Source organism: Streptomyces resistomycificus (assembly GCF_001514265.1).
Classification (GTDB): Bacteria; Actinomycetota; Actinomycetes; order Streptomycetales; family Streptomycetaceae; genus Streptomyces; species Streptomyces resistomycificus.
Genome location: NZ_KQ948996.1, coordinates 198,825 through 224,585, shown reverse-complemented (window position 1 = coordinate 224,585; position 25,761 = coordinate 198,825). Strand labels below are relative to the sequence as shown.

The 25,761-nt window shown below is 70.0% G+C and carries 25 protein-coding genes and 3 pseudogenes; 14 read left to right on the top strand and 14 right to left on the bottom strand.

What is annotated here, in order from left to right; genetic code table 11:
* Positions 1 to 73: 73 nt before the first annotated feature.
* Positions 74 to 325: a hypothetical protein gene (locus tag AQJ84_RS27095; RefSeq protein ID WP_053193555.1), complete on the bottom strand. Its 252-nt coding sequence runs from the start codon at positions 323 to 325 to the stop codon at positions 74 to 76.
* A 723-nt stretch (positions 326 to 1,048) separates the two neighbouring features.
* Between AQJ84_RS27095 and AQJ84_RS27090 the strand changes: the two genes are divergently transcribed.
* From AQJ84_RS27090 to AQJ84_RS27075, 4 genes are all read left to right on the top strand, one after another.
* Positions 1,049 to 1,429: a VOC family protein gene (locus AQJ84_RS27090; protein ID WP_030040439.1), complete on the top strand. Its 381-nt coding sequence runs from the start codon at positions 1,049 to 1,051 to the stop codon at positions 1,427 to 1,429.
* Positions 1,430 to 1,579: 150 nt separating this feature from the next.
* The gene (locus AQJ84_RS27085; RefSeq protein WP_030040438.1) at positions 1,580 to 2,362 is read left to right on the top strand and encodes an MBL fold metallo-hydrolase; all 783 of its coding nucleotides are present in this window, start codon (positions 1,580 to 1,582) and stop codon (positions 2,360 to 2,362) included.
* Between the two features lie 37 nt (positions 2,363 to 2,399).
* Positions 2,400 to 2,792 carry a nuclear transport factor 2 family protein gene (locus AQJ84_RS27080; protein ID WP_030040437.1) on the top strand — a complete coding sequence of 131 codons (393 nt, stop codon included), beginning with the start codon at positions 2,400 to 2,402 and terminating at the stop codon, positions 2,790 to 2,792.
* 81 nt (positions 2,793 to 2,873) lie between these two features.
* Positions 2,874 to 3,299, top strand: a complete 426-nt coding sequence (locus tag AQJ84_RS27075) for a PPOX class F420-dependent oxidoreductase (protein ID WP_030040436.1) — start codon at positions 2,874 to 2,876, stop codon at positions 3,297 to 3,299.
* 97 nt (positions 3,300 to 3,396) lie between these two features.
* Here AQJ84_RS27075 and AQJ84_RS27070 read toward each other — a convergent pair whose 3' ends face one another.
* Entirely contained in the window at positions 3,397 to 3,912 is a 516-nt protein-coding gene (locus AQJ84_RS27070; protein WP_037802876.1) for a MarR family winged helix-turn-helix transcriptional regulator, read from the bottom strand.
* Between the two features lie 200 nt (positions 3,913 to 4,112).
* Between AQJ84_RS27070 and AQJ84_RS45160 the strand changes: the two are divergent.
* The 3 genes and pseudogenes from AQJ84_RS45160 to AQJ84_RS27060 all read left to right on the top strand — a co-directional run.
* A pseudogene (locus AQJ84_RS45160) lies at positions 4,113 to 4,261 on the top strand (IS701 family transposase); the annotation flags it as partial.
* A 128-nt stretch (positions 4,262 to 4,389) separates the two neighbouring features.
* Positions 4,390 to 4,785: an Imm7 family immunity protein gene (locus AQJ84_RS41340; RefSeq protein ID WP_078631879.1), complete on the top strand. Its 396-nt coding sequence runs from the start codon at positions 4,390 to 4,392 to the stop codon at positions 4,783 to 4,785.
* 740 nt (positions 4,786 to 5,525) lie between these two features.
* Positions 5,526 to 6,362, top strand: coding sequence for an endonuclease/exonuclease/phosphatase family protein (locus AQJ84_RS27060; RefSeq protein ID WP_030040432.1), 837 nt, complete (start codon positions 5,526 to 5,528; stop codon positions 6,360 to 6,362).
* Between the two features lie 214 nt (positions 6,363 to 6,576).
* Here the strand turns inward: AQJ84_RS27060 and AQJ84_RS27055 are convergent, their stop codons facing one another.
* The 4 genes from AQJ84_RS27055 to AQJ84_RS27040 all read right to left on the bottom strand — a co-directional run bounded on the left by AQJ84_RS27055 (position 6,577) and on the right by AQJ84_RS27040 (position 8,844).
* On the bottom strand, positions 6,577 to 6,846 hold the full coding sequence (locus tag AQJ84_RS27055; RefSeq protein WP_030040431.1) for a hypothetical protein: 270 nt from the start codon (positions 6,844 to 6,846) through the stop codon (positions 6,577 to 6,579).
* Between the two features lie 305 nt (positions 6,847 to 7,151).
* Entirely contained in the window at positions 7,152 to 7,916 is a 765-nt protein-coding gene (locus tag AQJ84_RS27050) for a class I SAM-dependent methyltransferase (protein ID WP_030040430.1), read from the bottom strand.
* Positions 7,917 to 8,097: 181 nt separating this feature from the next.
* Positions 8,098 to 8,514, bottom strand: coding sequence for an arsenate reductase ArsC (locus AQJ84_RS27045; RefSeq protein ID WP_030040429.1), 417 nt, complete (start codon positions 8,512 to 8,514; stop codon positions 8,098 to 8,100).
* Between the two features lie 45 nt (positions 8,515 to 8,559).
* On the bottom strand, positions 8,560 to 8,844 hold the full coding sequence (locus tag AQJ84_RS27040; RefSeq protein ID WP_030040428.1) for a hypothetical protein: 285 nt from the start codon (positions 8,842 to 8,844) through the stop codon (positions 8,560 to 8,562).
* Between the two features lie 75 nt (positions 8,845 to 8,919).
* Here AQJ84_RS27040 and AQJ84_RS27035 point away from each other — a divergent pair, with 75 nt between their 5' ends.
* The 3 genes from AQJ84_RS27035 (at position 8,920) to ppdK (ending at position 13,961) form a co-directional block, all read left to right on the top strand.
* Positions 8,920 to 9,228, top strand: coding sequence for an ArsR/SmtB family transcription factor (locus tag AQJ84_RS27035; RefSeq protein ID WP_030040427.1), 309 nt, complete (start codon positions 8,920 to 8,922; stop codon positions 9,226 to 9,228).
* Positions 9,219 to 10,316: an ACR3 family arsenite efflux transporter gene (gene arsB / locus AQJ84_RS27030; protein ID WP_030040426.1), complete on the top strand. Its 1,098-nt coding sequence runs from the start codon at positions 9,219 to 9,221 to the stop codon at positions 10,314 to 10,316. The genes AQJ84_RS27035 and arsB overlap by 10 nt, the downstream gene beginning before the upstream one ends.
* A gap of 960 nt (positions 10,317 to 11,276) precedes the next feature.
* Positions 11,277 to 13,961 carry a pyruvate, phosphate dikinase gene (gene ppdK, locus AQJ84_RS27025; protein ID WP_030040425.1) on the top strand — a complete coding sequence of 895 codons (2,685 nt, stop codon included), beginning with the start codon at positions 11,277 to 11,279 and terminating at the stop codon, positions 13,959 to 13,961.
* A gap of 48 nt (positions 13,962 to 14,009) precedes the next feature.
* Here the strand turns inward: ppdK and AQJ84_RS27020 are convergent, their stop codons facing one another.
* The 3 genes and pseudogenes from AQJ84_RS27020 to AQJ84_RS44360 all read right to left on the bottom strand — a co-directional run.
* The gene (locus AQJ84_RS27020; protein WP_030040424.1) at positions 14,010 to 14,642 is read right to left on the bottom strand and encodes a DUF6000 family protein; all 633 of its coding nucleotides are present in this window, start codon (positions 14,640 to 14,642) and stop codon (positions 14,010 to 14,012) included.
* 267 nt (positions 14,643 to 14,909) lie between these two features.
* Positions 14,910 to 15,815, bottom strand: a complete 906-nt coding sequence (locus tag AQJ84_RS27015; RefSeq protein ID WP_030040423.1) for a universal stress protein — start codon at positions 15,813 to 15,815, stop codon at positions 14,910 to 14,912.
* A 150-nt stretch (positions 15,816 to 15,965) separates the two neighbouring features.
* Positions 15,966 to 16,321: pseudogene (locus AQJ84_RS44360) on the bottom strand (hypothetical protein); the annotation flags it as partial.
* On the opposite strand from AQJ84_RS44360, the pseudogene AQJ84_RS45155 reads away from it, so the two are divergent.
* Positions 16,301 to 16,417, top strand: a pseudogene (locus AQJ84_RS45155) (DNA-binding response regulator); the annotation flags it as partial. The pseudogenes AQJ84_RS44360 and AQJ84_RS45155 overlap by 21 nt on opposite strands.
* Positions 16,418 to 16,567: 150 nt before the next feature.
* Here the strand turns inward: AQJ84_RS45155 and AQJ84_RS27005 are convergent.
* The 5 genes from AQJ84_RS27005 to AQJ84_RS26985 all read right to left on the bottom strand — a co-directional run bounded on the left by AQJ84_RS27005 (position 16,568) and on the right by AQJ84_RS26985 (position 22,114).
* Positions 16,568 to 17,155 carry an Imm21 family immunity protein gene (locus AQJ84_RS27005; RefSeq protein WP_030040421.1) on the bottom strand — a complete coding sequence of 196 codons (588 nt, stop codon included), beginning with the start codon at positions 17,153 to 17,155 and terminating at the stop codon, positions 16,568 to 16,570.
* A 69-nt stretch (positions 17,156 to 17,224) separates the two neighbouring features.
* On the bottom strand, positions 17,225 to 18,757 hold the full coding sequence (locus AQJ84_RS27000; protein ID WP_030040420.1) for an ABC transporter ATP-binding protein: 1,533 nt from the start codon (positions 18,755 to 18,757) through the stop codon (positions 17,225 to 17,227).
* Positions 18,754 to 19,560 carry an ABC transporter permease gene (locus tag AQJ84_RS26995; RefSeq protein WP_037802870.1) on the bottom strand — a complete coding sequence of 269 codons (807 nt, stop codon included), beginning with the start codon at positions 19,558 to 19,560 and terminating at the stop codon, positions 18,754 to 18,756. The genes AQJ84_RS27000 and AQJ84_RS26995 overlap by 4 nt, the downstream gene beginning before the upstream one ends.
* Complete coding sequence (locus AQJ84_RS26990) at positions 19,557 to 20,471, bottom strand: ABC transporter permease (RefSeq protein WP_037802881.1); 915 nt, start codon at positions 20,469 to 20,471, stop codon at positions 19,557 to 19,559. The genes AQJ84_RS26995 and AQJ84_RS26990 overlap by 4 nt, the downstream gene beginning before the upstream one ends.
* A gap of 89 nt (positions 20,472 to 20,560) precedes the next feature.
* Entirely contained in the window at positions 20,561 to 22,114 is a 1,554-nt protein-coding gene (locus AQJ84_RS26985) for an ABC transporter substrate-binding protein (RefSeq protein WP_030040418.1), read from the bottom strand.
* Positions 22,115 to 22,402: 288 nt separating this feature from the next.
* Between AQJ84_RS26985 and AQJ84_RS26980 the strand changes: the two genes are divergently transcribed.
* From AQJ84_RS26980 to AQJ84_RS26970, 3 genes are read left to right on the top strand one after another with little or no spacing between them, the layout of a single operon-like run.
* Positions 22,403 to 23,392, top strand: a complete 990-nt coding sequence (locus AQJ84_RS26980) for a TauD/TfdA family dioxygenase (RefSeq protein WP_030040417.1) — start codon at positions 22,403 to 22,405, stop codon at positions 23,390 to 23,392.
* Positions 23,389 to 24,411, top strand: coding sequence for an ornithine cyclodeaminase family protein (locus AQJ84_RS26975; protein ID WP_078631875.1), 1,023 nt, complete (start codon positions 23,389 to 23,391; stop codon positions 24,409 to 24,411). The genes AQJ84_RS26980 and AQJ84_RS26975 overlap by 4 nt, the downstream gene beginning before the upstream one ends.
* The gene (locus AQJ84_RS26970) at positions 24,408 to 25,754 is read left to right on the top strand and encodes a type III PLP-dependent enzyme domain-containing protein (RefSeq protein WP_051869892.1); all 1,347 of its coding nucleotides are present in this window, start codon (positions 24,408 to 24,410) and stop codon (positions 25,752 to 25,754) included. Before AQJ84_RS26975 ends, AQJ84_RS26970 begins: the two co-directional genes overlap by 4 nt.
* Positions 25,755 to 25,761 lie beyond the last annotated feature (7 nt).

Below are 25,761 nucleotides of genomic sequence, written 5' to 3'. Positions count from 1 at the left end.
AGGCCGCCGACGGCGTACGGCAGCCTGCCACGGTCTGCGTGCCGAACTCGGCCGAGGTCGGCAGCGGTTGCGGTCAGAGACCGATGTCGGCCAGCCACTGGCTCGTGGTCCGGGGGGTGGCGCCCAGCAGCTTCTGGGCGGAGGTCTCCGGCGTGATCGAGCGGCGCGGCATGGCGCTCATCGCCTGGTAGGCCCCCGCTACATCGGCAGCCGCGCCCTCCCCGATCAAGGGCGCGACCGAGGTACGGAACTCCTCGGGGGAAATCTGCTGGAAGGCGACGTCCCGCCCGAGCCGGGCGCCGAACGCCTCGGCCAGGTCCGGCAACCTCCGCCCGGGGCAGACTGGTGAGCAGGTCGATGTCGCGGGTGACGACCGGCGACTTGGTCAGGATGCGCACCAGGCCGGGGTACTCGACCGTCTTCAGCTCGCGCAGGATGCCGCGGGTGAGCCGGTACTTCGTCTCATGGCCCTGATAGGGGTCGGTGACCGAGCTGAGCAGCATCGTTCCGCGACGCTTCTGCTCAGGCATCCTGGCCAACTCCTTGCGGGCCAGCTCTACGGCGTTCTTCTTCACGTACAGGTAGTCGCCCCACTCCTTGGCCGACCGGCCGAACTGCCGTCCCGCGAAGGACGCGAAGCAGTACGCGCAGCCGATCACGCAGCCGGTGTAGGGGTTGATGACGTAGTCGTCCGACGGGGTGCTCGACTTCTGGATCAGGGTCTTCGCCTCGATCTCGACCGGTTCCATGACGGGGTTCCTCTCTGCGGCCGGCCGCCGGCGTCCGGGCGGCCTGGTCCCTCCGCTGTCCACGGGGCCGGTCGACTGGGCGTCGACAAACCCGCATCACAGGGAACAATAATCCCCGGAAGTTGATTCCATGGAATCTAAATGGTTTCCTGGATGGCAGCTGATCCAGGGCATCTGGCGACTCGCCCAGCAGGTCGGGCTGCTGCGCCATCCCGCCGACAGCAGCCGTCACCCTCCGGATTCATCACGCCCTGGAGAGTTACCTCTATCCCCGTAAGGGGCTGTAAGGAGTGAGTGTCATGACCGTTCCCGCGCTCAACTCGGTCGCCTGGTTCGAGTTCGGCACCGACAAGCCGGAGAAGGTCAAGGAGTTCTACGGCGAGCTCTTCGACTGGAAGTACGTCCTCAACACCAACACGCCCGGCGTCACCTATCACTCGGTGATGACGCCGGGCGCCCAGCAGCCGGCGGGCGGCGTGTGGGAGTCGGAGGGCAGCTTCCCCAACTACGCGATCTTCTACGTTCACGTCCAGGACGTCGCAGCGACCGTCGAGCGTGCCGAGGAACTGGGCGCCACGGTGCTCATGAAGCCGGTCTCCGACGCCGCGGGCTTCACCTTCGCCCGGCTGCAGGACACGGCCGGTCACCATTTCGGCGTGTTCTCCGTCTCCGTCCGGTAACCGGCTCCGCAGGCCGCCGCACGGCACCGGCCCGGTGGCCGATCCCCTGCGGCCCGTCTCCCCCTTCGGCCCGTCTCCGCCTGCACCCTGTGTCCTGCCGGATCCACCCGCAGGGCTGCCTCTTCACCGTTCCCGACCGGGAGGTCCCCGATGTCCGGCGCCAGCGCCACCAGCGAGAAGACCGACGTCCGCGTGTACGGCGGCCCCACCGCCCTCATTGCGTACGGCGGGCTCAGGCTCGTCACCGACCCGACCTTCGACCCGCCCGGCGAGTACCCCATGCCCCTCCCCGGCGACCACAAGCTCGTCAAGACCGGTCCGTCGCCCGTCACCGCCGCCGACCTGGGCCGCGTCGACGCCGTCCTGCTCTCCCACGACGAACACGACGACAACCTCGACAACTCCGGGCGCGCCTTCCTGCCCGAGGTGCCGGTCGTCTTCACCACCGTCAGCGGCGCCGGTCGTCTGGGCGGTAACGCGCAGGGACTGGCCTTCTGGGAGACCGCCGAGCTCAAGCGGCCCGACGGCGGCACGGTGACCGTCACGGCTGTGCCCGCCCGGCACGGTCCCGTCGGCTGCGAACCGATCTCCGGTGACGTCGTCGGCTTCATGCTCACCTCCGACGGTCTTCCCTCGATCTATGTCAGCGGCGACAACGCCGCCCTGGAACACGTCAAGGAGATCGCAGACAAGTTCGCCCCGGTGGACACCGCGGTCCTCTTCCTCGGCGGCGCCCGCATGGACTTCGCCTTCGACAACGCCCTGCTCACCCTCGACAGCGCCCAAGGCGCCGAGGCCGCGAAGGTCCTCGGCGCGCGTCGGGTCGTCCCCGCCCACTTCGACAGCTGGGCGCACTTCAAGGAGGGCCGACACGAGATCGAGGCCGCGTTCACCGAGGCCGGTCTGGCCGACCGCCTCGACTTCGCCCGATAGCCGTTACCCCGGCACGAGACCCCGTGGAGCAAACAACATGACGAGCACCGACATCGACATCGCCCGCACCTACTTCCAGGCCGTTCAGACCGGCGACATGGCCACCCTCGGCGAGCTCCTCGACGCCGACATCGTCTGGCACCAACCCGGCGCCAACCGGTTCTCCGGCGAGCACAAGGGCCGTGACGCCGTCTTCCAGATGCTCGGCAGCATGATGGAGGCCAGCCGGGGCACCTTCGCCATCGACAAGATCCATACGCTCATGGGCAACGGCGATCTGGTCACCGCCACCATCCACTTCAGCGGCCGCCACGACGACGCGTCGATGAGCATGGACGGGGTCGACCTCCTGCGCATCACCGGCGGCAAGATCACCGAGATGTGGCTCTTCTCCGGCGACCCGGCCGCCGAGGACGCCTTCTGGGGCTGAATCCGTGGGTGCCCGATGCCGAGGCCGGCCTCGGCATCGGGCACCCGTCAGCCGATCGGCACGCATGCGAAAGGCACTCAGATGCGCAAGATGACCGAGCAGCAGTGGCGGGCGTTCGTCGCGCACGGCACGCGCACCGGCAAGCTGTCGACCGTCCGCGCCGACGGCAGGCCCCACGTGACACCGGTCTGGTTCCTCCTCGACGGCGACGACATCGTGCTCACCACCGAGAAGCACGGGGTCAAGGGCCGCAACCTCGCCCGCGACGAACGGTTCGCCCTCTGCATCGACGAAGACCGGCCACCGTACGCGTTCGTCCTGCTCGAAGGTCACGCCGAGGTCTCGGAGGACCCTGCCGACATGCTGCGCTGGAGCGTACTCCTCGGCACCCGCTACATGGGCGGGGACCGCGCCGAGGAGTACGCCGCGCGTAACGGCGGCCCCGGCAACCTCCTCGTTCGCGGCCACATCGACAAAATCATCGCCTTCGATGGCATCGCCGACTGAACCGTGGGCTGACGGGTCAGAGGGCCGGGACCGCGTTCCCCCGGCCCCGGCCCTCTGACCCGTCAGCCCTCCACCAACACTCCGGAGCGGCCGCGGCTCACGACGCCGGCCGGCCGGGCTGCTTCGGCGCCCTCATACCCGGCACCGGCGCCTGCCCGGCGGCCTTCCGCTCCGCATCCAGTGCGCGTCCGGCGGCCCGCAGCGTGCTGAGGACCGCGGTCACCTCGCGTACGGACTTCTCGGGAATCACCGACCCGATACGCAGTTCCAGCTCGTCCTCGAAGACCCTCAGCGCCCTGTCCACGAGCTTCCGCCCCTCAGGGGTGAGCTCGACGATCGAGGAACGGCGGTCGTTCGGATTGGCCCGCCGCCCACACAGGCCCGCCGCCTCCAGACGGTCGACCACCTTGCTCGTCCCGCCCACCGTGATCGAGAACGCCTCCGCGATGTCCTGGACCCGCCGCCCAGGCCTCCGCAGCAGCAGGTGCAGCACCTCGAACGAGGTCAGCGGCAGGTCGTACTCGGCGCGCAACCGCCCCTCGATGCCGTTCCACAGTTCGATCTCCAGCGAGACCAGCTCCCGGTACAGCAGCTGCAGGTCAGCGTCAGCCATCACTCATCTTCCGGAGAATTATCTTCTGTGAATGATTAATTGTAGGTGATGACCATGGCCCACCACGCGGACCGACTCGACGAGAGTCAGCCACGCACCCCGTCGCCTGAGCTACTCCAGACGCGTGCGCGTCGCCGGGGGAAGACGGCCTGGCTGTGCCACCGACGGAGGCCGGCGAGGCCCGGACCCGCTTCGGCTCATGGCCCGCAGGCCGAGCAGCCCCGACCGGCACTGGATATCGAACCTGCCCGCCACCACACCGGTTGAGGGCCTGGTGCGATCGGCCAAGAGGCACTGGTGCATCGAGCACGGCTACCGCGAACTCAGGCACGGTATGGGCCTGGACCACTTGCGGACGCCCCCTCACCCCAAGCAGACCCAGAGCCGGAACCTGACGAGGCACTGCTGGACAGTGTCCGGCTGACCATGTGACGGTCGGGTGTGGTGACGCCCGACCGACCTCATTAGGATCGCGGTGTGTTCGAGTACCACGGCTGGATCACGGTCAGAGAGACCGCAGTTGACGATGACGATGAAGCCCGACTACGGCAGATCGTCGACGAGCTCCGGCTTCGCATCGCCGAGATAGACAGCCCTTACCTCCTTGACCTCAGGTGGATGAACGGCGAGCCCTTCATCCACCTGGGAGGCCATTCCAATCACCGCTCGTCGCCTGATGTCGTCGGTCTGTTCGAGCATGTGGCGAGGGTTGCTCCTGGCTCCTACGGACTCCTCCATATGCGCGATGACGAGGACCCGGGACATGAGAACGACGTACGCGTGCTCAGGCTCGCCCGGGGCATGATCACTCATCACACGGAGGCGCTGCTGTCTCCATGCGTTCCGACTCTGGAGGACCCCTTCACCGATTAGAGGGGCTTGCGTAGGTGCCTGGTACGCCGCCCTCCCTCCGAACACGTTCAGGGCGATGTGGCCATCGGCGTACGTCGTGTCCGTCACGTCGATGATCCGGGTGCCGTTGAGGAACACCTGGATACGGTCGCCCTCCGCCAGCACCCGCACCGGGTAAGTCGTGCCGCGGCGGATCAGGGCCGGGACGCGGGCGAGGGCGGCGGCGTCGCCGAAGTAGCCGTTGGCCTTGGCGACCAGACGGATCACCGCGGCCCGCGCTGTCCGTCGACCAGCGGCCGGCAGGCGTGATCGTCAAAATGCCGAGGGCCGAGCGGCATTCGCCGCCGGTCGGAGCGGCCACCAGCGGCTTCACCCGGTCCACCAGCTCGGCGCGGACGGCTGCCTGCACCAGGCCCCGGTGCCGGAGCTGACCGAGCTGCGGCGGGAACTGGCGGCACCCCGCACCGCCTGGGCGCAGGTGTGCGTGCGCTCGGCCCGCCGGCCGCGCGATCGCCGAAGCACGGGGCGGTGGCTGCACGGCCACAGCCTCGGCTTGGAGAATCCGGGCAAAGACACCCACGTCACGGCAATCAGGCTGACCAGGGCGAGAATGCCGACCTGACCTCGCGGGGTCGAGCTGTCCGGCTCTCGTGAACAGCTCGGCGAAAAGATCGAAAAGTCCCCGTCGCTCACAACCTCGTCCCATAACCTCATGCGTAGAGACGTCAGATGCCACGGGTATCCACTTTGAGGAGGCGACGGTGCTCGGCAGAAACGTGCGTTTGCTCGCGGGCGCCTTGATCGTGGCCTGCACGGTACTCGTCGGCCCCAGCGCACCGAGCGGTGCCCTCTTCGCCAGGTCGCTGCCCGTCGAGCCCGTCAGGGATGTCGTGTCGAACCGGGTCATGACGTGGAACATCTGCAACCCCTGCGACGTAAGCAACGTTGACCGGGCAGCGGAGATCGCCAGGTACGCGCCCCAGGTCATCGGCCTACAGGAAGCGTGCGTGCGCGACGTCGAGCGGATCCGGGACCATCTGGAGAACCTGCACGGGCTGGTCTACCACGTCGAGTACGGTTCGGTTCTTCGCAATTGGGGCCGCTGTGGAGGGGCGCCGTGGAGTCCAGGCGCCTTCGGCCAGGCGATTCTCTCCGCGGCACCGATGACCGACCACGTGATTGCGGAGTACCCCGACGGCGGATCCGAAGACCGTGGGTACATGGCCGTCACCACCACTGTGGGGGGCAAGCCCGTGCGAGTCTTCAACACGCACCTTGCGGAACGGCGTCAAGAAACAGTCCGGGCCGACCAGACCCGCGTACTCGCCCCAGACGTCGCCCAGCACGACCGCGCGATCGTCCTCGGCGACTTCAACGCCGTGCCCGACGCCCCCGAACTCGCCGGGATGTGGGCTCTGGCGGCCGATACGGACCCCGCGTGCCGTCCCTCGCCCACCGGCGACTGCAAGGCGACCACGGACTGGCAGAGCAAGTTCGACTACATCTTCCTACGAGGCATCGCCCCGCTCGAGCACCACGTGCATCCGACCCGGTACTCGGACCACCACTTGCTGCGCACCGACCTGAACACAGCGTGAGTGAGCATCCTGATCGGCTCGGCTGGTGATCCCCGAGAGCCGGGAATCCGCTCCGCACGACCCGCCCCGACCGACCCGACCCGACCCGGCCCGGTCCGGGCCTTCGTGGCCCGCCGAGCCTCATCGCCACCCGGTTCCTTCGGCAGCAAGCGCCCCACCTGATCACCAGGTGGGGTGCGGTGTGTGCGCTGCTCAGGAACCACCTTCTACCACGCTAGACAGCGTCGTCCTCCGCTCGCACCCAGGCCAGCTGGACATCGCTCAGCGGTGGCTCGAACCCCTCCGGGAACATGCACATGCGTGGCTGCGGCCACATGCTCTCCGGCCCGTGCTCTTGGCAGTGCAGAGCGATGAGATGCGGCCCTTCCCCGCAGGACTCGTGCCGATAGGGGCGGTCGTGCGCCTGGCAGAAATACCCGAACGTTGAGCAGTCGTCATCGTCGCTCGGCTCATAGAAGCCGGGATCACGGACGATCAGGGTCACCGGCTCCTGCCGGTTGAAGCGAGGGATGGGCCGAGGATCACGCCACAGCAGTCGAGGAGGGAGCACCCGCCCATCCTGCCCGAGGCCGGCGGACGTGCACGGACAGCCGGACGCCGGGACGGCGCCTCCCTGGCCGGGGCCGACCACCGCGGTGAGCTCCCAACGCACTCGACGTCTGCCACGACACGCCCCGGCTCCACGATGTGCAGGCTGGCCATTACTGGCCCCTCTACGGGTCCATTTCTGGTCTACCCCGACAGGGAACAAGAGCACCGAGGAAGGGCCATGCGGGGTCCCCGGAGCTGTCAGCCTGCCAGCCGCGCCTTCCAGATCTCCTCACTGGGCCATTGCCGGGCCCATCCGGCGGAGACTTCGGCGTAGCCCTCGTGCGCGGTCTGCGGCGCCTGAATCTCGATCAGGTCCTCGACGACGAAGCCGCAGGACCGCAGCAGACGGAGCATTTCGCCATGCGGCAGGATGAACTGCACATGATTACCCTGGTCCAGCCGAGTCAGGCCGAATTGCCCGCGGGACAGGTTGGTGGACGCCGGCCCCTCGGACGGCACGCACATCGCGAACAGCGGTGAGTAGCGCATGAACACCAGCCGGCCTCCGGGAACGAGAAGCCGGGCTGCCTCCGGGATCCACCGGTAGGGGTCACACCACAACGAGGCGCCGTACTCGCTGATGGCCAGCCCGAACGTGTTGTCCTCGTAGGGCACCTTCTCGGCATTGCCGAGGACCAGGGGGAAGTCGATGCCGAACTCCCCCTGCATCGCGCGAGCGGTGGCGAGCTGCTTCTCCGAGACGTCGATCCCGACCGGCCGGGCCCCTGCTCTGGCCAACCAAGCGGAAACGTAGGCAGTGCCGCAGCCCAGCTCAATGGTGTTCATCCCGGACACGTCGCCGGGAAGCACGGAGACCTGCGACTCAGGGGTTGCCCACAATCCCCAACGCGGTTCCGCCTGTGACCAGTGATCACGGGCAAGCGGCCCGTGCCACGCAGCCGCCTCGTCATCCCAATAGCGTCGGTTTTGCTCCAGATGGTTCGAGAGAGCGTCATCACCCATGGCGACATTCGATCGGACAGGCTGGTGCTCCGACAACGGAATTACGGCCCCGCCAGGCTCCGTCGTCTTCGAAGACCACCGGGCAGTCGATCACCCGGATCTGGTTCTCATCCCCGAGCCGGCGGCGATCCTGCCTCGTCTGCTGGGCGCCAACCGATGCCAAGGCGGGTGCGGAAAAGGCTTACGCCTCCCGCTCGGCGTCGATCTCGGCGATGAGGGCCTCGATGCGGGTCCTGATCTGGTCGCGGATCGGACGGACGGCCTCGACTCCCTTTCCCGCGGGGTCTTCCAGGGCCCAGTCGAGGTACTTCCTGCCGGGGAAGATCGGGCAGGCGTCACCGCAGCCCATCGTGATGACGTAGTCGGACGCCTGGACAGCCTCGGTGGTGAGGATCTTCGGCGTGGCGGCGGAGATGTCGACGCCTACTTCCCTCATTGCCTCGACCGCGGCGGGGTTGACCTGGTCGCCCGGGACGGAGCCGGCGGAGCGGACCTCGATCCGGTCGCCCGCGAGGTGGCTGAGGAATCCGGCGGCCATCTGCGAGCGGCCGGCGTTGTGGACGCAGACGAAGAGCACGGAGGCGAGCGGAGCGGACATCGGTTCTTCCCTCACAGAATGCGGTGGCGGGTGGTGCGGTGGAGTTCAGGTGCTCGGCACGGTGGCGGGCACCTCGGTTTTGCGGGCGTTGATCTCCTCCTGCGCGATGTGCGGCTCGAGGACGATCAGGCGCCCGGCCTCGCGACAGGTGCGACGGCGCTCACCGCCGGTCGTGGTCGAGGCGGTTTCGACCGGAGCCCGGCAGGAGTCGGCGAGCAGGCCCTGCACACTATCGGCCGAGAAGCGGCCGGCCTGACGGGGGGCGAGCCCGGCCGTGTCGGCGGCAAGGCGGTCGTCGGGCAGGAGGGGCGGTGAAGAGAGGCCGGACATGAGAAGACCCTTCCGATGGGCCTACAAGTCAGTCTGGACTGGTATCAGCCCGAGGTGATGTGACAGTATCAGTCCATGCTGACGTCAGTCGACACTGAACTGATCCGGGTGCTGAGCGAGCCGCTCAGGCTCCAGATCGTGACCCTGCTGGCCCGCGAGACACTGTGCACCACGCATCTGGTGGAGGAGACCGGCGCCAAGCAGACGAACCTGTCCAACCATCTGAAGGTGCTGCGCGAGGCCGGAGTGGTGGAGACCGAGCCGTGCGGCCGGTTCACCTACTACCGACTCAGGCCCGAGGTCCTCGAGACGCTCGCCGGGCAGTTCACGGCACTTGCTGAAACCGCCCGCACCAACGCCGACAGCAAGAGGGCCTGCCCGTGACCACCGACGCCCCCGCGACGACCACCGAGGACGCCTCGGTCGTCGCCAAGCTCTCCACGCTGGACCGCTACCTTGCCGTGTGGATCCTGCTCGCCATGGCCGTAGGCCTCGGGTTGGGCCGGCTCATCCCCGGTATGAACGACGCGCTGGCGAAGGTCGAGATCGGCGGCATCTCCCTGCCGATCGCCCTCGGCCTGCTGATCATGATGTATCCGGTCCTGGCCAAGGTCCGCTACGACAAGCTCGACGCGGTCACCGGCGACCGCAAGCTCATGGTCTCGTCCCTGGTGATCAACTGGGTCGTCGGACCCGCTGTGATGTTCGCGCTCGCGTGGATCTTCCTGCCGGACCTGCCGGAGTACCGCACCGGTCTGATCATCGTGGGCCTGGCCCGCTGCATCGCCATGGTCATCATCTGGAACGACCTGGCATGCGGCGACCGTGAGGCAGCCGCCGTCCTGGTCGCCCTGAACTCGGTCTTCCAGGTACTGGCCTTCGGTCTGCTCGGCTGGCTCTACCTCGATCTCCTGCCGGGATGGCTGGGCCTGGGAGACGGTGAGCACCTCGACATCTCGATGTGGAAGATCGCCCTGAACGTGGTCATCTTCCTCGGTGTCCCGCTGCTGGCCGGGTTCCTGACCCGCCGTATCGGCGAGCAGAAGCTGGGACGCGAGAGGTACGAGTCCGACTTCCTTCCGCGGATCGGCCCGTGGGCGCTGTACGGCCTGCTGTTCACGATCGTCGTCCTCTTCGCCCTCCAGGGAAAGACGATCACCTCCCAGCCGCTGGACGTCGCCCGTATCGCGCTGCCGCTGCTGGTGTACTTCGCGGTGATGTGGTTCGGCACCTTCATGCTCGGCAAGGTGATCGGCCTCGCCTACGACCGCACCGCGACCCTCGCCTTCACCGCGGCCGGCAACAACTTCGAGCTGGCGATCGCGGTCGCCATCGCCACCTTCGGCGTCACCTCCGGCCAGGCCCTTTCCGGCGTCGTCGGCCCGCTCATCGAAGTCCCGGTCCTGGTCGCGCTCGTCTACGTCTCCCTGGCCTGGCGACGCAAGTTCACCGCCGCGCAACCGGGTGCGTGACACGGCACACCGATGTGGTGGTGGTCGGCGGAGGCCAACAGCATTCGCCGCCGGCCTCCGCTTGCGCCGCCGGCGCCTCGACCTCGTCATCCTGAATGGCGGATCCGCGTAGGGCGAGTCATGGCAGCACCGCGCCTGTTCTCCCCGGCGGAGCCGGCCGGTCGCACCGTCAGGGCGGTCAACCGTGAGGTCATGGGCCCCCTATGCTGCCCTGCCGCCAGGTGACCTCGATGAATGCGGCAACTTCGGCCGCGTGGAGGGGCAGAGCTCGTGGCGGCGTCCGCCAGCGCGGCGCGGCAGGGCCGGTGGTCCAAGTCCGCCGCATGCAGGCCGGCCGGCCCGGTTCGGCCCACCCTGATCGGCGTCGGCGGCCGGCCCGCGACGCCGTCTTCGCCATGGCCTCACGCCCGTGCTGCGCCCCTGCACAGGTCGGCACGTGGCAGGCACACCACGTCATGACGTGGTGTCTGCTCCCGAGGGCCGACGGGACTGGCCCTTGCCCCGTAGCACGAAGGCCTCGGCTCGCCGGGCAGGCCAGGCAGGCAATGAGCACCTGACCACCGCGAAGACCGGTAACGCGTACGGCGTCGCGGACCCGTCACTTCGGTCCGCAGTCGCGCTGCCCTGCGCCACCACTGTGGTGCGCCCGTGCTCAGGCATCGCCGTGACACCCGGGCCCTGCTCGACCAGCACCAGCGGGCACGGGGCTACCTCAACCCGGCCCTCGGGACCGCGACGGCCCTTCGAGCGCGACGGCCCTTCGAGCGCGGCGGCGGTCTGCACCGGCATGCCAGGCGATGTCGGTCAGGCCCTCGGAGAACACCGCCACCACGTGGTCGGCGATCTCCTGCCTGGGCCGACCGGCCCTCGGAGGGGGACCGACAGCACCTGCCACTTCCGGTCCCGAGGGCGGACCCTTGAGATGTACCCCGCCCGAAGCCCGACGGAGGAGACCGCGCCATGGTCCGTCTCGTGTACGACTTCGCATCAGGCGGGCGGGACATGGCCGCCCTGCTCGGCGGCAAGGGCGCGAACCTGGCCGAGATGACCCGGTTGGGTCTGCCGGTCCCGCCGGGCTTCACCGTGACCACCGAGGCCTGCCGGGCCTTCCTGGCCACCGGCACCGAGCCGGACAGCCTGGCCGGCGAGATGTCCGAGCACCTGAGCGCCCTGGAGCGGGCCGCGGGACGACGGCTGGGCCAGCCCGACGACCCGCTGCTGCTGTCCGTCCGTTCCGGGGCGCGGTTCTCCATGCCCGGCATGATGGAGACGATCCTCGACATCGGCCTCAACGACGACTCCGTGCTCGGCCTGACGAAGGCCTCCGGCAACGAACGTTTCGCCTGGGACTCCTACCGCCGCCTCGTGCAGATGTTCGGCAGCACGGTCATGGGCGTCGACAGCTCGCTGTTCGAGGACGCCATGGCCGACCTCAGGCGATCCCGCGGGGCGACGAACGACCTGGGGCTCAACGCGGCGGATCTGGCCAGGCTCGTCGGGACGTACAAGGACCTGATCCGCAGGCAGACCGGTGAGGACTTCCCGCAGCCCCCGGACGAGCAACTGCGCCGTGCGGTGCTCGCCGTCTTCGAGTCCTGGAACGGAGAGCGCGCCCGGCTCTACCGCCGCCGCGAGCACATCCCGGACGACCTGGGCACCGCGGTCAACGTGCAGATCATGGTCTTCGGCAATCTGGGGTCCGACTCCGGCAGCGGGGTCGCCTTCACCCGTGACCCGGCGACGGGCCGGCCCGGCCTGTACGGCGACTACCTGGCGAACGCGCAGGGCGAGGACGTCGTGGCCGGCATCCGCAACACCGTTCCACTGGCCGCTCTGGAGGAGCTGGACCCGCTCTCGTACGGCGAACTGCGGCGTCACATGGGCACTTTGGAGACGCACTACCGGGATCTGTGCGACATCGAGTTCACCATCGAGCGCGGTCGGCTGTGGATGTTGCAGACCCGGGTGGGCAAGCGTACCGCCGAGGCGGCGTTCGCCATCGCGACCGAGCTCGTCGACGAGGAGCTGATCACCCCGGACGAGGGTCTGGCCCGGGTCAGCGGGGACGGTCTGGTGCGGCTGATGTTCCCCCGGTTCGACACGTCGGCAGTCGGTGAGCCGCTCGCGCACGGACTGCCCGCCTCGCCGGGTGCGGCCGTGGGCGCGGCGGTCTTCGACTCGGCCGAAGCGGTCCGCCGGGCCACTGCGGGCGAGAAGGTCGTCCTCGTGCGCCAGGAGACCACCCCCGACGACCTGCCTGGCATGATCGCCGCGCAGGCGGTGCTGACCAGCCGCGGTGGCAAGACCAGCCACGCGGCCGTGGTCGCCCGCGGCATGGGCACCGTGTGCGTGTGCGGTGCCGAGGAACTCACCGTCGACACCGCAGCACGTCGCTTCACCGTGGGCGACACCGCCGTCGAGGAGGGCACGGTCGTCTCCGTCGACGGGTCCGAGGGCGCTGTGTACCTGGGTGCCGCTCCGCTCGTCGACTCCGCGGTCATGCGCTACTTCGAGACGGGCCGGCGGTCCGACGGGCTGGTCGAGGCCGTGGCCCGCACCATGGAGCGGGCCGACGACGCCCGGCGGATGGAGGTGCGGGCGAACGCCGACACCCCCGAGGACGCCGCCCGCGCCCGGCGCTTCGGCGCGCAGGGCGTCGGGCTGTGCCGCACCGAGCACATGTTCCTCGGCGAGCGCCGCAAGCTGGTCGAGGCGATGATCCTGGCCGACGACGAGGCGGAACGGGACAAGGCGCTGGGCGCGTTGCTCCCGCTCCAGCGGCGGGACTTCACCGGCATCCTGGAGGCGATGGACGGTCTGCCGGTCACGATCCGGCTCATCGACCCGCCGCTGCACGAGTTCCTGCCCGACCGCACCGACCTCGCCGTGCGCCTGGCGACCGCCGAGGCCCGGGGCGGTGTGCCCGACCCGCACGACACCGCGCTCCTCAAAGCCGTCAGCCGCATGCACGAGGAGAACCCGATGCTCGGTCTGCGCGGGGTGCGGCTGGGCCTCGTGGTCCCGGGACTGGTCGCCATGCAGGTGCGGGCGATCGCCGAGGCGGTCGTGGAACGCACCAGAGCCGGGGGCTCCCCCGAGGCGGAGATCATGGTGCCGCTGGTCGGCGCTGTCGAGGAACTGCGCATCGAACGCGAGGAGGTGGAGCGCGTCCTGGCCGAGGTCTCCGAGGAGACCGGTGTCCCCGTGCACTGCCCGGTCGGCACGATGATCGAGCTGCCCCGGGCCGCGCTCACAGCCGGCCGGATCGCCGAGGAGGCGGAGTTCTTCTCCTTCGGCACCAACGACCTCACGCAGACCACCTGGGGCTTCTCCCGCGACGACGTCGAGGCGGCGTTCTTCTCCGCGTACCTCGACAAGGGCATCTTCGCCACCTCGCCGTTCGAGACCCTCGACCGCGACGGAGTGGGCCGACTCGTCCGGATCGCGGTCGACGAGGGCCGCGCAGCGCGCCCGGGCCTGAAGATCGGCGTCTGCGGTGAGCACGGCGGAGATCCGGACTCCGTCCACTTCTTCCACGCGGCCGGCCTGGACTACGTCTCCTGCTCGCCGTTCCGCGTCCCGGTCGCACGCCTGGAGGCCGGACGGGCCGCGCTCCACGAGCCGGGAACGAGCGAGAGCAGGTGACAAGAGCATGCGGAGAGGGAGGTGGCCGGCACGGTTCTCAGCGTGCCGTCATCCCACCTCGGCGCATTCGTCGACGAACGCGCAAAGCCTACGAATGAGGCTCAAATAGGAGGGGGTGGGGTCCGTGTTGGGCTCCATGTGAGACGCATCCTGGAGCCACTGCTGCCACAGGCCGCCCGGGCCCAGGAAACGGTCGGCCTGATCACCTCCAAGATTCAGGTCGATGAACCGGAGAGCGCCCATGACTACGGTCTGGTCGTACGCGAGGTCAGGGCGGCGGAGGTAGCGATCAAGGTAGGCGGCGAGCAGATCAGCGTCGCGCGCCGTTCCGAAACTGGCCAGGGCCACGCTATAGGCCAGCCCGACACAGCAGGTCTCGCTGGCCAGCAGGAGTTCCCCGAGGCGCTCACGGAACCCGGTCCGGCGGGAGACAGCCACGAACCAAGCCGCGGTTCTCCGTTCTCGCCAGCCGCCCTCCAGAAGGGTGGCGATCTCATCCGCGGTGATGAGCCCCGCGTCCTCGCGGAGATCTCGCATGAATCGGTCGTCATCAGGACTTTCGTACTCAGGACTTTGCATGCGCAGCAAGCCGCCGCCGAGCTTCAGGTACCGCCGATCGGGCGTGACATAGCGGCGCACCAGGGCCGACAGCTCGGCATCGTCGTGGGGATGGCGTATCACACGGCCGATCTTGCCTTGGTTGTGAGAAAGGGGGCCAGCCCATTCCTGGCGCCGCACGTCCGGGGAAAGGCGACGGTCTACGCAGCGCGCCATGGCCACCCACCCACGCGCGCGAGGCTCCTGAGGTGACTTGGCACCGGAATACCGCGGCTACGGAACACGTGCCCTCCGCCAAGGCTCGGGGTCAGGGCGCTCCTCGATCACCAGAGGTTCACCGAACGTCGTACGACCGCCGCCTTCAGGTCTCTTCACCTCGGGAGGGGCGCGTCAGGCGTGGGGCACGACGGCGACAGGGACGGTGGAGTGGTGCAGAACGGCATGCGTGACATGGCCGATATGGGCGCCGAACGGGTTGCGGCGGATACGCCGGCCCACGACGACGAGGGAGGCGTCGTGGGAAGCGTCGACGACGTGGACGGCCGGGCTGCCGTAGCGGGACACCTCCACGACCTCCACGTCCGGGAACTTCTGCCGCCAGGGGCGCAGCACCTCGGCCACGGCCTCGGACTCCCGCGAGGCGAGCGCCTCGTGCAGGGCGGGGTTGGCGGGTGTGCCGTAGGCGTAGTAGGGCGGAAGGTTCCAGCCGTGGACGACCCGCAGGGACGTCGCGCGGCGCTTGGCGGCGTCGAAGGCGAACTCGATCAGTGTCTCGTCCGGGTGCTCGACGTCGAGGCCGAGCACCACCGGCCGGAACGGGGCCGCGGCAGACGGGACGCCCGCCGGGTCCAGCTCGTGCTCGTCGGCGGCCACTTCTCTCGCACGGACCAGCACGACCGGTCTGTCCGCGTGCGCGACCGTGGACAGGCTCACCGAGCCGACCATGAACCCGCCGATCCCGCCGAAGCCGCGCGAACCCAGGACGAGCAGTTCGGCGCTCTCGGCCGCCTCGGCCAGGGCGTTCCCCGGGTGACCGGAGACCTGCTCCGTGCGCACCTCGACACCGGGGTGACGCAGCCGGACTCCTTCAGCGGCCTCCCGGGGAATCCGCTCGGTCCAGTGCTGCTGAGTCTCGGCTCCCAGGAGCGGGGCCTGGGCCATGGGTTCCGGCACCGGCTCCCATACGTGCACGATCTTCAGAGGCAGGCCGCGCAGCTTCGCCTCGCGAGCCGCCCATTCTGTGGCGGCCATGCTCTCCTGCGAGCCGTCGAGACCTACGGTGATGGTGCGGAGCATGATCTCCACCTCCTCCGATGAGGGACCCATTCCAGAGTCGTCGTCGGACAGTTCGTCGTGCAGGGGCCATTGGTCCCGAGTCGGGGCCGACCGACCCCCGCACGGTTCGCCAGGGTGGGCCGGGTGACAGGCCCACTACGCCGGCGGTACTCAGCGCATCCAGCGGTGGTCGCGGACGAAGGGCGGCTTGGCCCAGAACCTGCCCGCGCCAGGGTGTCCCCGGCAGCGGCAGCGGCAGCGGCGAGGACGATCAGGGCGACGGCGTAGATCACGTGGTAGTCGAACGAACGGCTTCGTGGCCATGCTCGCCGAGCCGTCCGAGAGGTGCCTGCCGGCGGCCACTCGGCGATCCACATCAGCGCCATCATCAGCGTGCCGGCGACGGCGGCGACGGGCAGCGCAGATACCCGCGCGACCAGGGCGAGGGCGATCCCGAGCAACCCGAACATGAACTGCCACTTCGCCCACGGGTCGCCGGCCCAGGAGTGGAAGGTCGACTCCAGCGGCCACGACGGCACTCCGGGCCGAGCCGGCGAGCTCTTGACCGCGCGTGGGACATCCTCGCGCTGATCGGCGACGGCCTGACCAACCGTGAAATCGGCAAGGAGCTGTGCCCGTCGGAGAAGACCGTCAAGAACCACGTCTCCCGCCTGCCGGCAGGCCGGCCGGTCAGTGCCGGGTCCGGGCCGCGTCCTCGGCTCCCACCTGGAGCAGGCGGAGGGGGGCGGTCACAGGGCCAGGTGACGCGGGTGTCAGGAATCGGTGGGCATGATCTGCACCAGACCCACCCGGTTCCTCTCGTCCGCCTTGGTGTGCGTGGCTCGGACCCTCCAGCGGCCGGCGGACAGCAGAACCGTTGCCTGCTCGGGCACTCCGCCGCCGGGATACTCGACGTCCAACGTGGAGCCTGCCTCGGCGGAGTCCATGAGAACCGCGGGGCCGTCCGACTCCCACACGCCGCACTCCTCCCACGGGGTGTCCGGGTTCGCCAGGACAGCCTCGGCTGCGGCCCTCAGCCCGTCCTCGGAGTCGGCGCCAAGCCACCGCAGGAAGGCCTTGTGCTCCGGCAGGTAACAGCTGGTGGCCGGCTCGTCCGCCAGGACCAGTGCCTGCGCGCCGTTCTCACCGAAGGTGATCACGCCGGCCAGATCGTCCACCGCACAGGCCCGGTCGTAGTCGTCGGGGGCGGTGGCGTCTCCCGCCATGACCCCGGTATCCGTGCACCCGTGCCACGCGGCCAGCGCGGAGACGGGGACGACGACCAGAGGGCCGCCCATCGACTCGACCCAGACAGGGGAGACACGGGAGACATCCGTTCCAGCAGACGAGGAGGTACTCATGCCATCAGTGTGCCCCGCCCCACTGACAACGTCCGGCGCACACTGCGTCGGACCAGGCTCAGTCCGGAGTCAGGGGCCCGCCGCGGGAGCGTACCTGCCCAACAGGGCCCGCGTCGCCCCATGTCGAGGAGCAGTGAAGACGTCCACGGTGGAGCCGGACTCCACGACACGGCCCGCCTCCAGCACCGTGACAGAGCTCGTGCGGTCGGCGACGAGAGACAGGTCGTGGCTGATGAGGACGAGGGTCATGCCGTGCCGCTCGCGCAGGCCGGCCAGAAGGTCCATGACAGCCCGGCCGGTGTCGGGGTCGAGCGCGGAGGTGACCTCGTCGCAGATCAGCACGTCGGGCTCGGCGGCCAGGGCGCGTGCGATGGCGACCCGCTGGCGCTGTCCGCCGGACAGCTCGTGCGGGTAGCGGTCGGCGAAGACGGGTGCGAGGCCGACCTGTTCGAGGAGGCCCGCCACCCGCTCACGGATCTCGCCGGAAGGGCAGCGTCGGTGCAGGCGCAGCGGGCGCCCCACGGTGTCGGCGACCGTGCGACTGGGGTTCAGTGCGCCGAGCGGGTTCTGCGTGACGAGTTGCAGTCCGCGCCGCTGTTCACGGGTGCGGCCGAGCAGGCCCGTGCTCAAGGGGCTGCCGGCCAGGTGGATCGTGCCGGAGGTGCTGCGCTGGAGGCCTACGACGGTGCGGACCAGGGTGGTCTTGCCGGAGCCGGAGGCGCCCACGATGCCGACCGCGGCGCCGGGGGCGACGGTGAGGTCGACGCCGGTGAGCACCGGCGTCCCGCGGAACGTGACGTGCAGGTTCCGTACGTCGAGGGCCGAACGGCTCTGCGGAGCTGACCGGGCAGCGGGGGTGCGTGTAAACGGGGCGGGGTGCGGCGGGGGTGGCGGGGTGCCGAGTTCCACGACGTCGTCCGCGAACCGCTCGACGACGGTCGGGTCGTGGCAGGAGAACGCGACGGCCAGGTGGTGTTCGCGGGCGAGGTGGCGCAGCAACTCGGCTATCTCCTCCCGGAGTTCCGGGTGAAGGCCGGCGGTCGGTTCGTCCAGGAGGAGGACGTCGGGGCGGCGGGCCAGGGCGCGGGCGAGGGCGACGCGTCGCTGTTGTCCGCCGGAGAGGGCGCCGGGGCGGCGGGCGGCCAGGCGTCCGTCGTCCGGGAGGCGGACCTCGGCCAGCAGCGCGGTCACCGCCTCCGCGCTGCGGTCGGCCGCGAGTTCACGGACCAGGCTGCGGACCCGCATCCGGGGGTTGAGGCCGGAACCCGGGTCCTGTCCGACGTAGGCGAGACGGGTGCCGCGCAGGGTGCGCAGTTCTCGTTCGGTGAGGGCGAAGACGTCTTGCCCGAGGACGTCGACCTGCCCAGCGGTGCGGGCCGTGCCCGCCGGCAACAGGCCGGTCAGCGCGCGCAACAGGGTGGTCTTGCCGGCGCCGGAGGGGCCGGTGAGGGCGACCACTCGGCCGGGGTGGACGGTCAGCGACGCCTCCCGCAGCAGGTGTCGGCCGTCGGGCGTGGTCACCGTGAGGTCCGTGACCCGGACGGCGGGGGCGTCGCCCGGTGGGCCCTCCGGTTTCGCGTACCGGTCGCGGGTGTGGCTCACAGGACGGTCACCGCCTTCCGGCCGGTCTGGGGAGCGAGGGTCGCGGCCGCGAGGTTGACGCTGAGGGCGAGGAGGCCGATGGCGAGGCTGGGGGCGACGACGGCCCAGGGGTTGAGGAGGAGGCCGGAGGAGTTCTCGCGGATCATCAAAGCCCAGTCGGCGGCGGGCGGTTGGGGCCCGACCTGGAGGAAGCCGGCCGTGGCGACGAGGTACACGGCGGCGACGAACCGCAGTCCGAACAGGGCCAGCAGGGTGGCGCGCAGATTGGGCAGGATCTCGCGGACGACCAGGTACCAGAGGCGTTCGCCGCCGGCGGCGGCCGCTTCGACGTACCCGGCCTCGGCGACGGGCGTCGCCGCGCTCGCCGCGAGCCGGACGGCGTACGGCACACCCAGGACGACGGCGGCGGCGATGACGGCGAAGCGGCCGCCGTCGGGCCAGGACAGGGTGACGAGGAGGATGCCGAGCACGGCCGGGAGCAGCATCAGCACGTCCGCGGTCCGTTCCACCAGGCGGCCCACCAGCGGGCGTACGGCACCGATCGCACCGAGCACCGCGGCGGTGCCGGTGACGAGGACCGCGACGAGCAGGGAGGACAGGACGAGGTCGCGGCCGCCGGCCAGCAGACGGCTGAGTACGTCCCGGCCGAGCTGGTCGCCGCCGAGGACCGCGGCGGCGTCGGGTTCGGCGAAGGGCGCGGTCACCGGTGTGTCCACGGCGTTCGGGGCGATCCAGGGACCGACGAGGGCGAGGCTCAGCAGGAGCAGGGCCGGGGTGATGCGCAGGGCGGCCTTGATGGTCACCGTCGGACTCCCGTCACCAGGTCCCGGACCAGGTCGGCCAGGAGCAGCACCCCGGTGATGACGGCGCCGGAAAGCGCCGTGACGCCGGCGATGACCGGGCTGTCCCGGTCGCTGACCGCGGAGGCCAGTACGGAGCCGATGCCCGGGTAGTTGAAGATGGTCTCCACCACGACGGCGCCGCCGAGCAGCATGCCGGTGGAGGTGGCGAGGCCCGCGGCGATGGCGGGCAGGGCCCCCGGCAGCACATGGTGGGTGAGGACGCGGTGGGGCGGCAGCCCGTCGAGGACGGCGGTCTCCACGTGCGGGGCGCGGGCCTCGTCGGCAAGGGCGGCGCGCACGATGCGGATGTTCCAGCCGGCCTGCGGGATGGTCAGGGCGAGGGCGGGCAGCACGAGCATGTCCCAGGAGGCGGGGCTGCCGTCGGCGCCGGTGAGGGTGACGGCGGGCAGCCAGCCGGTCCACAGGGACAGCACCAGGACCAGGGCGACGGCGACCACGAACTCGGGCAGTGCGAGGACCGCGGTGGCCGTGCCGGAGACAGCCCGGTCGAGACGGCCGCCGGGGCGCAGTGCGGCCCAGCAGCCCAGGGCGAGGGACACGAGCGCGGTGAGCAGCAGGGCGATGCCGCCGAGCAGCAGGGTGTTGGGGAAGGCGCTGGAGAGCAGGTCGGTGACCTTCTCACCGCGTGCCGAGGTGCCGAGGTCGCCGGTGGGCAGGCCGGTCATCCAGTCCCAGAAGCGTTCGAGTACCGGGCGGTCCAGGCCGAGCAGTTCGCGACGCTCCGCGAGATCGGCGGCGCTCTCGCCGCGTTCGGAGGTGGCCGTGGCGGCGTCGCCCGGCAGCAGTTCGACGGTGCCGAAGACGAGGGCGAGGAGCACCGCGAGCAGGACCGCCCGGTTCAGCAGCACCATGCCGACGCGCCCCAGGACCAGGACAGGGGTGCGCGCCGACCGCCTGCCCGGGGAGACCGGGGAGGCGGCCGGCGCGGTGGTGTCGGGCGTCAACTGGCCAGCCACGCGCCTTCGAGCTGCACCCTTCCGTACCCGGGCAGCGTCGGCAGCCCGCGTACCTTGGCTCCGGCGAGGTCGATGCCGTCGGCCATGCCCCACAGCAGGTAGCCGGAGCTGTCGTACTCGATCTTCTGGAGTTCCTTCAGCAGCTGGGTGCGCTCGCTCGCATCGGAGGTACCGATGGCCTTCTCGTACGCGGCGTCGAAGTCGTCGTTCTTCCAGCCGGCCTCGTTCTGGCCGCTGTCGGAGACCATGGTCTTGCTGGCGAAGAAGACCACGGAGTCGTTGGTGCCCCAGTAGGTGGTGTAGAGGTCGCCCTTGAGCCAGGTCTTGTCCCAGAAGGTGGCCGACTCCTGCTTGACGACCTTCACCTTCACGCCTGCCTCGCGGACCTGGGTGGCGAAGAGGGTGGCCGACTCGGCGAGGCCGGAGATGTCCTCGGTGGTGTACAGCTCGTAGGTCTTGGAGGTGTCGAACTTCGCCTCCTTCAGCAGCTGCTTGGCCTTGGCGAGGTCGCGGGTGCGCTGCGGAAGGCTCTTGTCGTAGGCGGGGTCGCCGGTGCCGAGGACGTCGTTGGCGACGGTGCCGTAGCCGGAGAGGACCTGCTTGACCATGGCCTCGCGGTCCACGGCCAGGCGCAGTGCCTCGCGGACCTTGGCGTCGGCGAACGGGCCGTCGGCGGTGCGCAGGACGATGGGCATCGCCATGTCGTTCGGGCGGCGGACGGCCTGGATGTCCTTGCGGCTCTCGGCGGTTCGGGCGGCGACGGCGCCGACGTTGGAGGCGAGGTCGATCTGGCCCGCGAGCAGGGCGCTCGCCATGGCCTGCGGGCTTTCGAAGATTTTGACCTCGATGGCGTCGAGGTGGACCTCGCCGCCGTACCAGTCCTTGTTGCGGACCAGGCGTGCGTTGCCGCCGCGGAACCAGTCCAGCTTGAAGGGGCCCGTGCCGGGGGCCTTGGCTATGTCCTTGTCGGTGGTGCCCTTGGGGATGACGAAGGTGGTGAGGCGTACCAGCAGGGGCAGTTCGGCGTTGGCGTAGTCGGAGACGACGACGACGGTGTCGGTGCCCTCGGCGGTGATGTTCTTCGCCTGGATGCCGGGCAGGCGGGAGGCGCCCGAGGGGGTGGCGCGCAGCCGCTTCAGCGAGAAGACGACGTCCTCGGCGGTGACGGGGGTGCCGTCGTGGAACTTGGCGCCCTTGGCGAGGGTGAACCGCCAGGTCTTGAGGTCCTCGGAGGGCTTCCAGCTCGCGGCGAGGCGGGGCTCGGTGTTGGGCTTACGGCCGGGGACGGTGAGGGTGTCGTAGAGCAGGCTGATGATGAGGTAGTCGCTCTCGTTGGCCTGACTGCCGTGCGGGTCGCGGGTGATGGCGCCGGCGCGGCCGAGCGCTCCGACTCTCAGGGTGCCGCCCTTGCGGGGTTTGGCCGAGCCGCCGGTGGCGGACCCGGTGGGCTCCTCGTCACCGCCACCGCAGGCGGTGAGCATGACGCCCGCGCCGATGGCGCCGCCGGCCCAGAGCAGTTGACGTCGCGTCAGGTCCACTTGTCCCTCGTTTTCCCGCAGTTGGCTTAATTTACTTAGCCTTACCTACCCTGTGTGACACCTATGTGACAAGCGGTCCGGGGTGTGATCTAGATCCAACTTAGGTGAGCCTTGCCTGATTCCTGTGGGCTGGTTATGTTTCCGGAGGTCGACCGGAGCCGCACCCGCACCACGCGGCCCACATCGGGCGGCCTTCTTCGCCATGCCCGCCGACCCTCCACCGCCTCACCCGTAGACCACTGCACCGCGCCCGCACACGCAATCCGCACTGGAACGGACGGACCCCCCATGTCCACGGGTACCACCCCCGTACGCCTGCTCGATCAGGACGCGGCGGCAGAGCTGACCACCGCCGCCCACACCCTCCTCACCTCGCACGACGGCGACCCCACCCATCCGGGATTGTTGGCCCAAGTCCCCGCCGTCGCCGCCTCGTTGAGCGAACCGATTCGCCACGCCTGCCGTCCCGTCGACACCGCCGACGGCCTGTTCGTCCTCCGCGGCCTACATGTCGACGACGAGGCGATAGGCCCCACCCCCGGCCACTGGTCGACCGCCGGCCACGCCGGAGCCGTATACGACGTGGTTCTGCTTCTCCTGTCGACGGTCATGGGCACACCCATCGCCTGGGAGGGTCAGCAGGACGGCCGTTTCGTACACAACATCGTGCCCAGTCCCGGACACGAGGTGGAGCAGACCGGCGCCAGCAGCAGCGTGCTGCTCAGCCCGCACACCGAGGACGCCTTCCATCCGGGCCGCGCCCACCTGCTGGTCCTCGGCTGCATGCGCAACCCCGACCACGTCGCCACCACGGCCGCGGGAATCCGCAACACCAAACTGTCCGGCACAGACGTGGAGTTGCTGAGCCGACCGGTCCTGCCGATCCTGCCCGACGACGCCTACGAGGAGGCCCAGGCGTACCAGGGAGACCCTCCTGCCGTACCCACCCTGTGGGAGTCGGAGGAGGGCCTGACCCTGCGCTTCGACCCGGCGTACACCCCGCTCGACCGGGCGCCCGACGACCATCGCGCGGCCTACGCCCGCCTCGAGGACGAACTCGCCCGGGTCAGCGTGGCGGTGAGCCTGCGCCCCGGTGAAGTCCTCGTCGTGGACAACGACCTGGTCGTCCACGGCCGGGTCCCCTTCAAGGCGCGCTACGACGGCACGGACCGCTGGCTGAAACGTTCCTCCGTGCGGACGAAGGGCCGCCGGACGCGGCCGCCCGCCGAGGAGTCGGAGCACGGCTACGGCCAGGCCGCCGTGGAGGCCCACGCATGACCGGCATCGACCACACGGGAGGGACCACCATGGCGTCCGACGACACGACCCTGCGCATCCTCAGCACCAGCGACGTGGCCGGCATCGACATCACCCTGTCCGACGTGGTGTCCGTGGTGGAGCAGGCGTACCTCACGCTGGCCGAGGGTAAGTCCGACAACCCCCGCAAGCTCACCGTCAAGCCGGAGGACGGCCACTCGGTGGCGTACGCGATGCTGGGCCGCGACGGTGTGCGCGGAGTGGTCGCGGTGAAGACGTCGTACAAGTACGGCCTGCACGAGGACCGCGACAAGCAGCACTACTACACGACGCTGACCCTGTACGACGACGAGACCGGGCTGCCCGTCGCGATGCTGGACTGCGGCCGGGTGGGCGCGCTGCGCACCCCGGCGGTCTCGGCGCTGCTGGCCCGTGAACTGGCCGTGCCCGACGCCCGCAGCGCCCTGGTCATCGGCACCGGTACGCAGGGGCGGCTCGCACTGCCGTTCCTGCTGACCACACTGCCGGACCTGGAGCGGCTGATGCTCTTCGGCACGCATCCCGACGGCATCCAGGCGGTGCGCGAACAACTCCACACGTACTTCCCCGACCGCGAGCTGGAGATCGTGACCGATCTGCGCGCGGCGGCCGGGGACGCGGACATCGTGCTGGCCACGGCCGGCCCCAACACCCCGGCCTCCGTCGAGTCCGACTGGCTCAAGCCCGCCGCGCTGTCCGTCCTCATCGGCTACGGCATCGCCGCCTCGACCCTGCACCGCGCCGACCGGGTGATCGCCACCAGCGCCGCGCAGATGCGGGTCACCGGCGTCGACATGGCCGACGAGAACGGCGAACTGCGCGAGGTGCACGCCGAGTTCCCCGACGTGTTGGCGGGCCGCGCCGAGGGCCGTACGGACGCCGGGCAGCGCATCTTCGCCTACAACAGCGGGCTGGTGGTCACCGACATCGCGCTCGGGCACCGGTTCGCCCAACTGGCCATCGCCCAGGGGCTGGGCACGGCGGTGCCGCTGTGGAAGTGACGACGGCCCTCGCCTCGCACACCACGCCCGAGGTGCGCTCCCTGCTCGACGACACGCTGCTGCACGAGCTGAGCCACGGCCTCCTGGGCCCCTACCACGTGCTGTTCCCCGAGCGCTTCGACGCCAACGCGGCCGCCTTCCGGGAGGCGCTCGCCGAGGCGGGCGTGGAGGGCCGGGTGTACTACGCGAAGAAGGCCAACAAGGCGGCCGTCTACACGGAGCGGGCGGCCGTGGCCGGACTGGGTGTGGACGTGGCGAGCCGAGGCGAGCTGCGCGAGGCGCTGGCCGCCGGGGTGCGCGGTGAGGACCTGGTGGTGACCGGTCCGGCCAAGACGCAGGATCTGCTGCGCGTCGCCGTGCTCCAGAGCGCGCTGATCGCGGTGGACGCACTCGACGAACTGGACCGGGTTCTCGAACTCGCCGGCCACCTCGGCAGGACAGCACGCGTGTTGCTGCGCAGACTGCCTCCGGAGCAGCCGCACAGCCGGTTCGGCCTGGACGAAGGCGAGTTGGAGTCCGCCCTGCGGCGGTGCGTCGGCGCCCCCGTCCACATGGAAGGCTTCAGCTTCCACCTCTCCGGCTACGACGTCCGCCAACGAACCGACCTCGCGGCCGAGTTGATCGCCCTGTGCAGACAGGCCCGGGCGCTCGGGCTGCGCGCCGACCGGATCAGCATCGGCGGTGGCTTCGCCGTGGACTACGTCGGCGCAGACGACTGGCGGCGGTTCGAGGAGAGCAGACGGCCCGAGCACTTCCACGCGGGGAAGTCCTTCGGCGGCTTCTACCCGTACCACTCCCCCGTCGCCGGCGCCGACGCCCTCCGTACGATCCTGGCGGCCACCCCGACCGGTTCGGCCGAGGGCACGAGCCTGGCCGGGCTGCTGCGGGCGGCCGGTGTCGCGCTGCTCGTCGAACCGGGCCGGGCCCTGCTGGACCAGGCCGGCTTCTCGGTGTTCCGGGTGCAGGGCGTCAAGGAGCGGGACGGGTACGCGGTCCTCACCGTCGACGGCAGCAGTCTCAGCCTGTCGGAGCAGTGGTTCGACAGCGAGTTCCTGCCCGACCCGGTGCTCGTGCCGGGCGGTGCGAGGCCGGTCGCCGACGCGGGGCCGTACCCGGCCTGCGTGGGAGCCGCGACCTGTCTCGAGTCGGACATGCTGACCTGGCGCAAGATCCCCTTCCCGGTGCGGCCGGCCGTCGGTGACCTGCTCGTGTACCTGAACACGGCGGGCTATCAGATGGACTCCAACGAGTCGCCCTTCCACGAGCTTCCGCTGCCGCCGAAGGTCGTCGTCGAGCCTGCGGGATCCCGGTTCCGCTGGCGCCTCGACCGTCACCCCCACTGAAGGACCA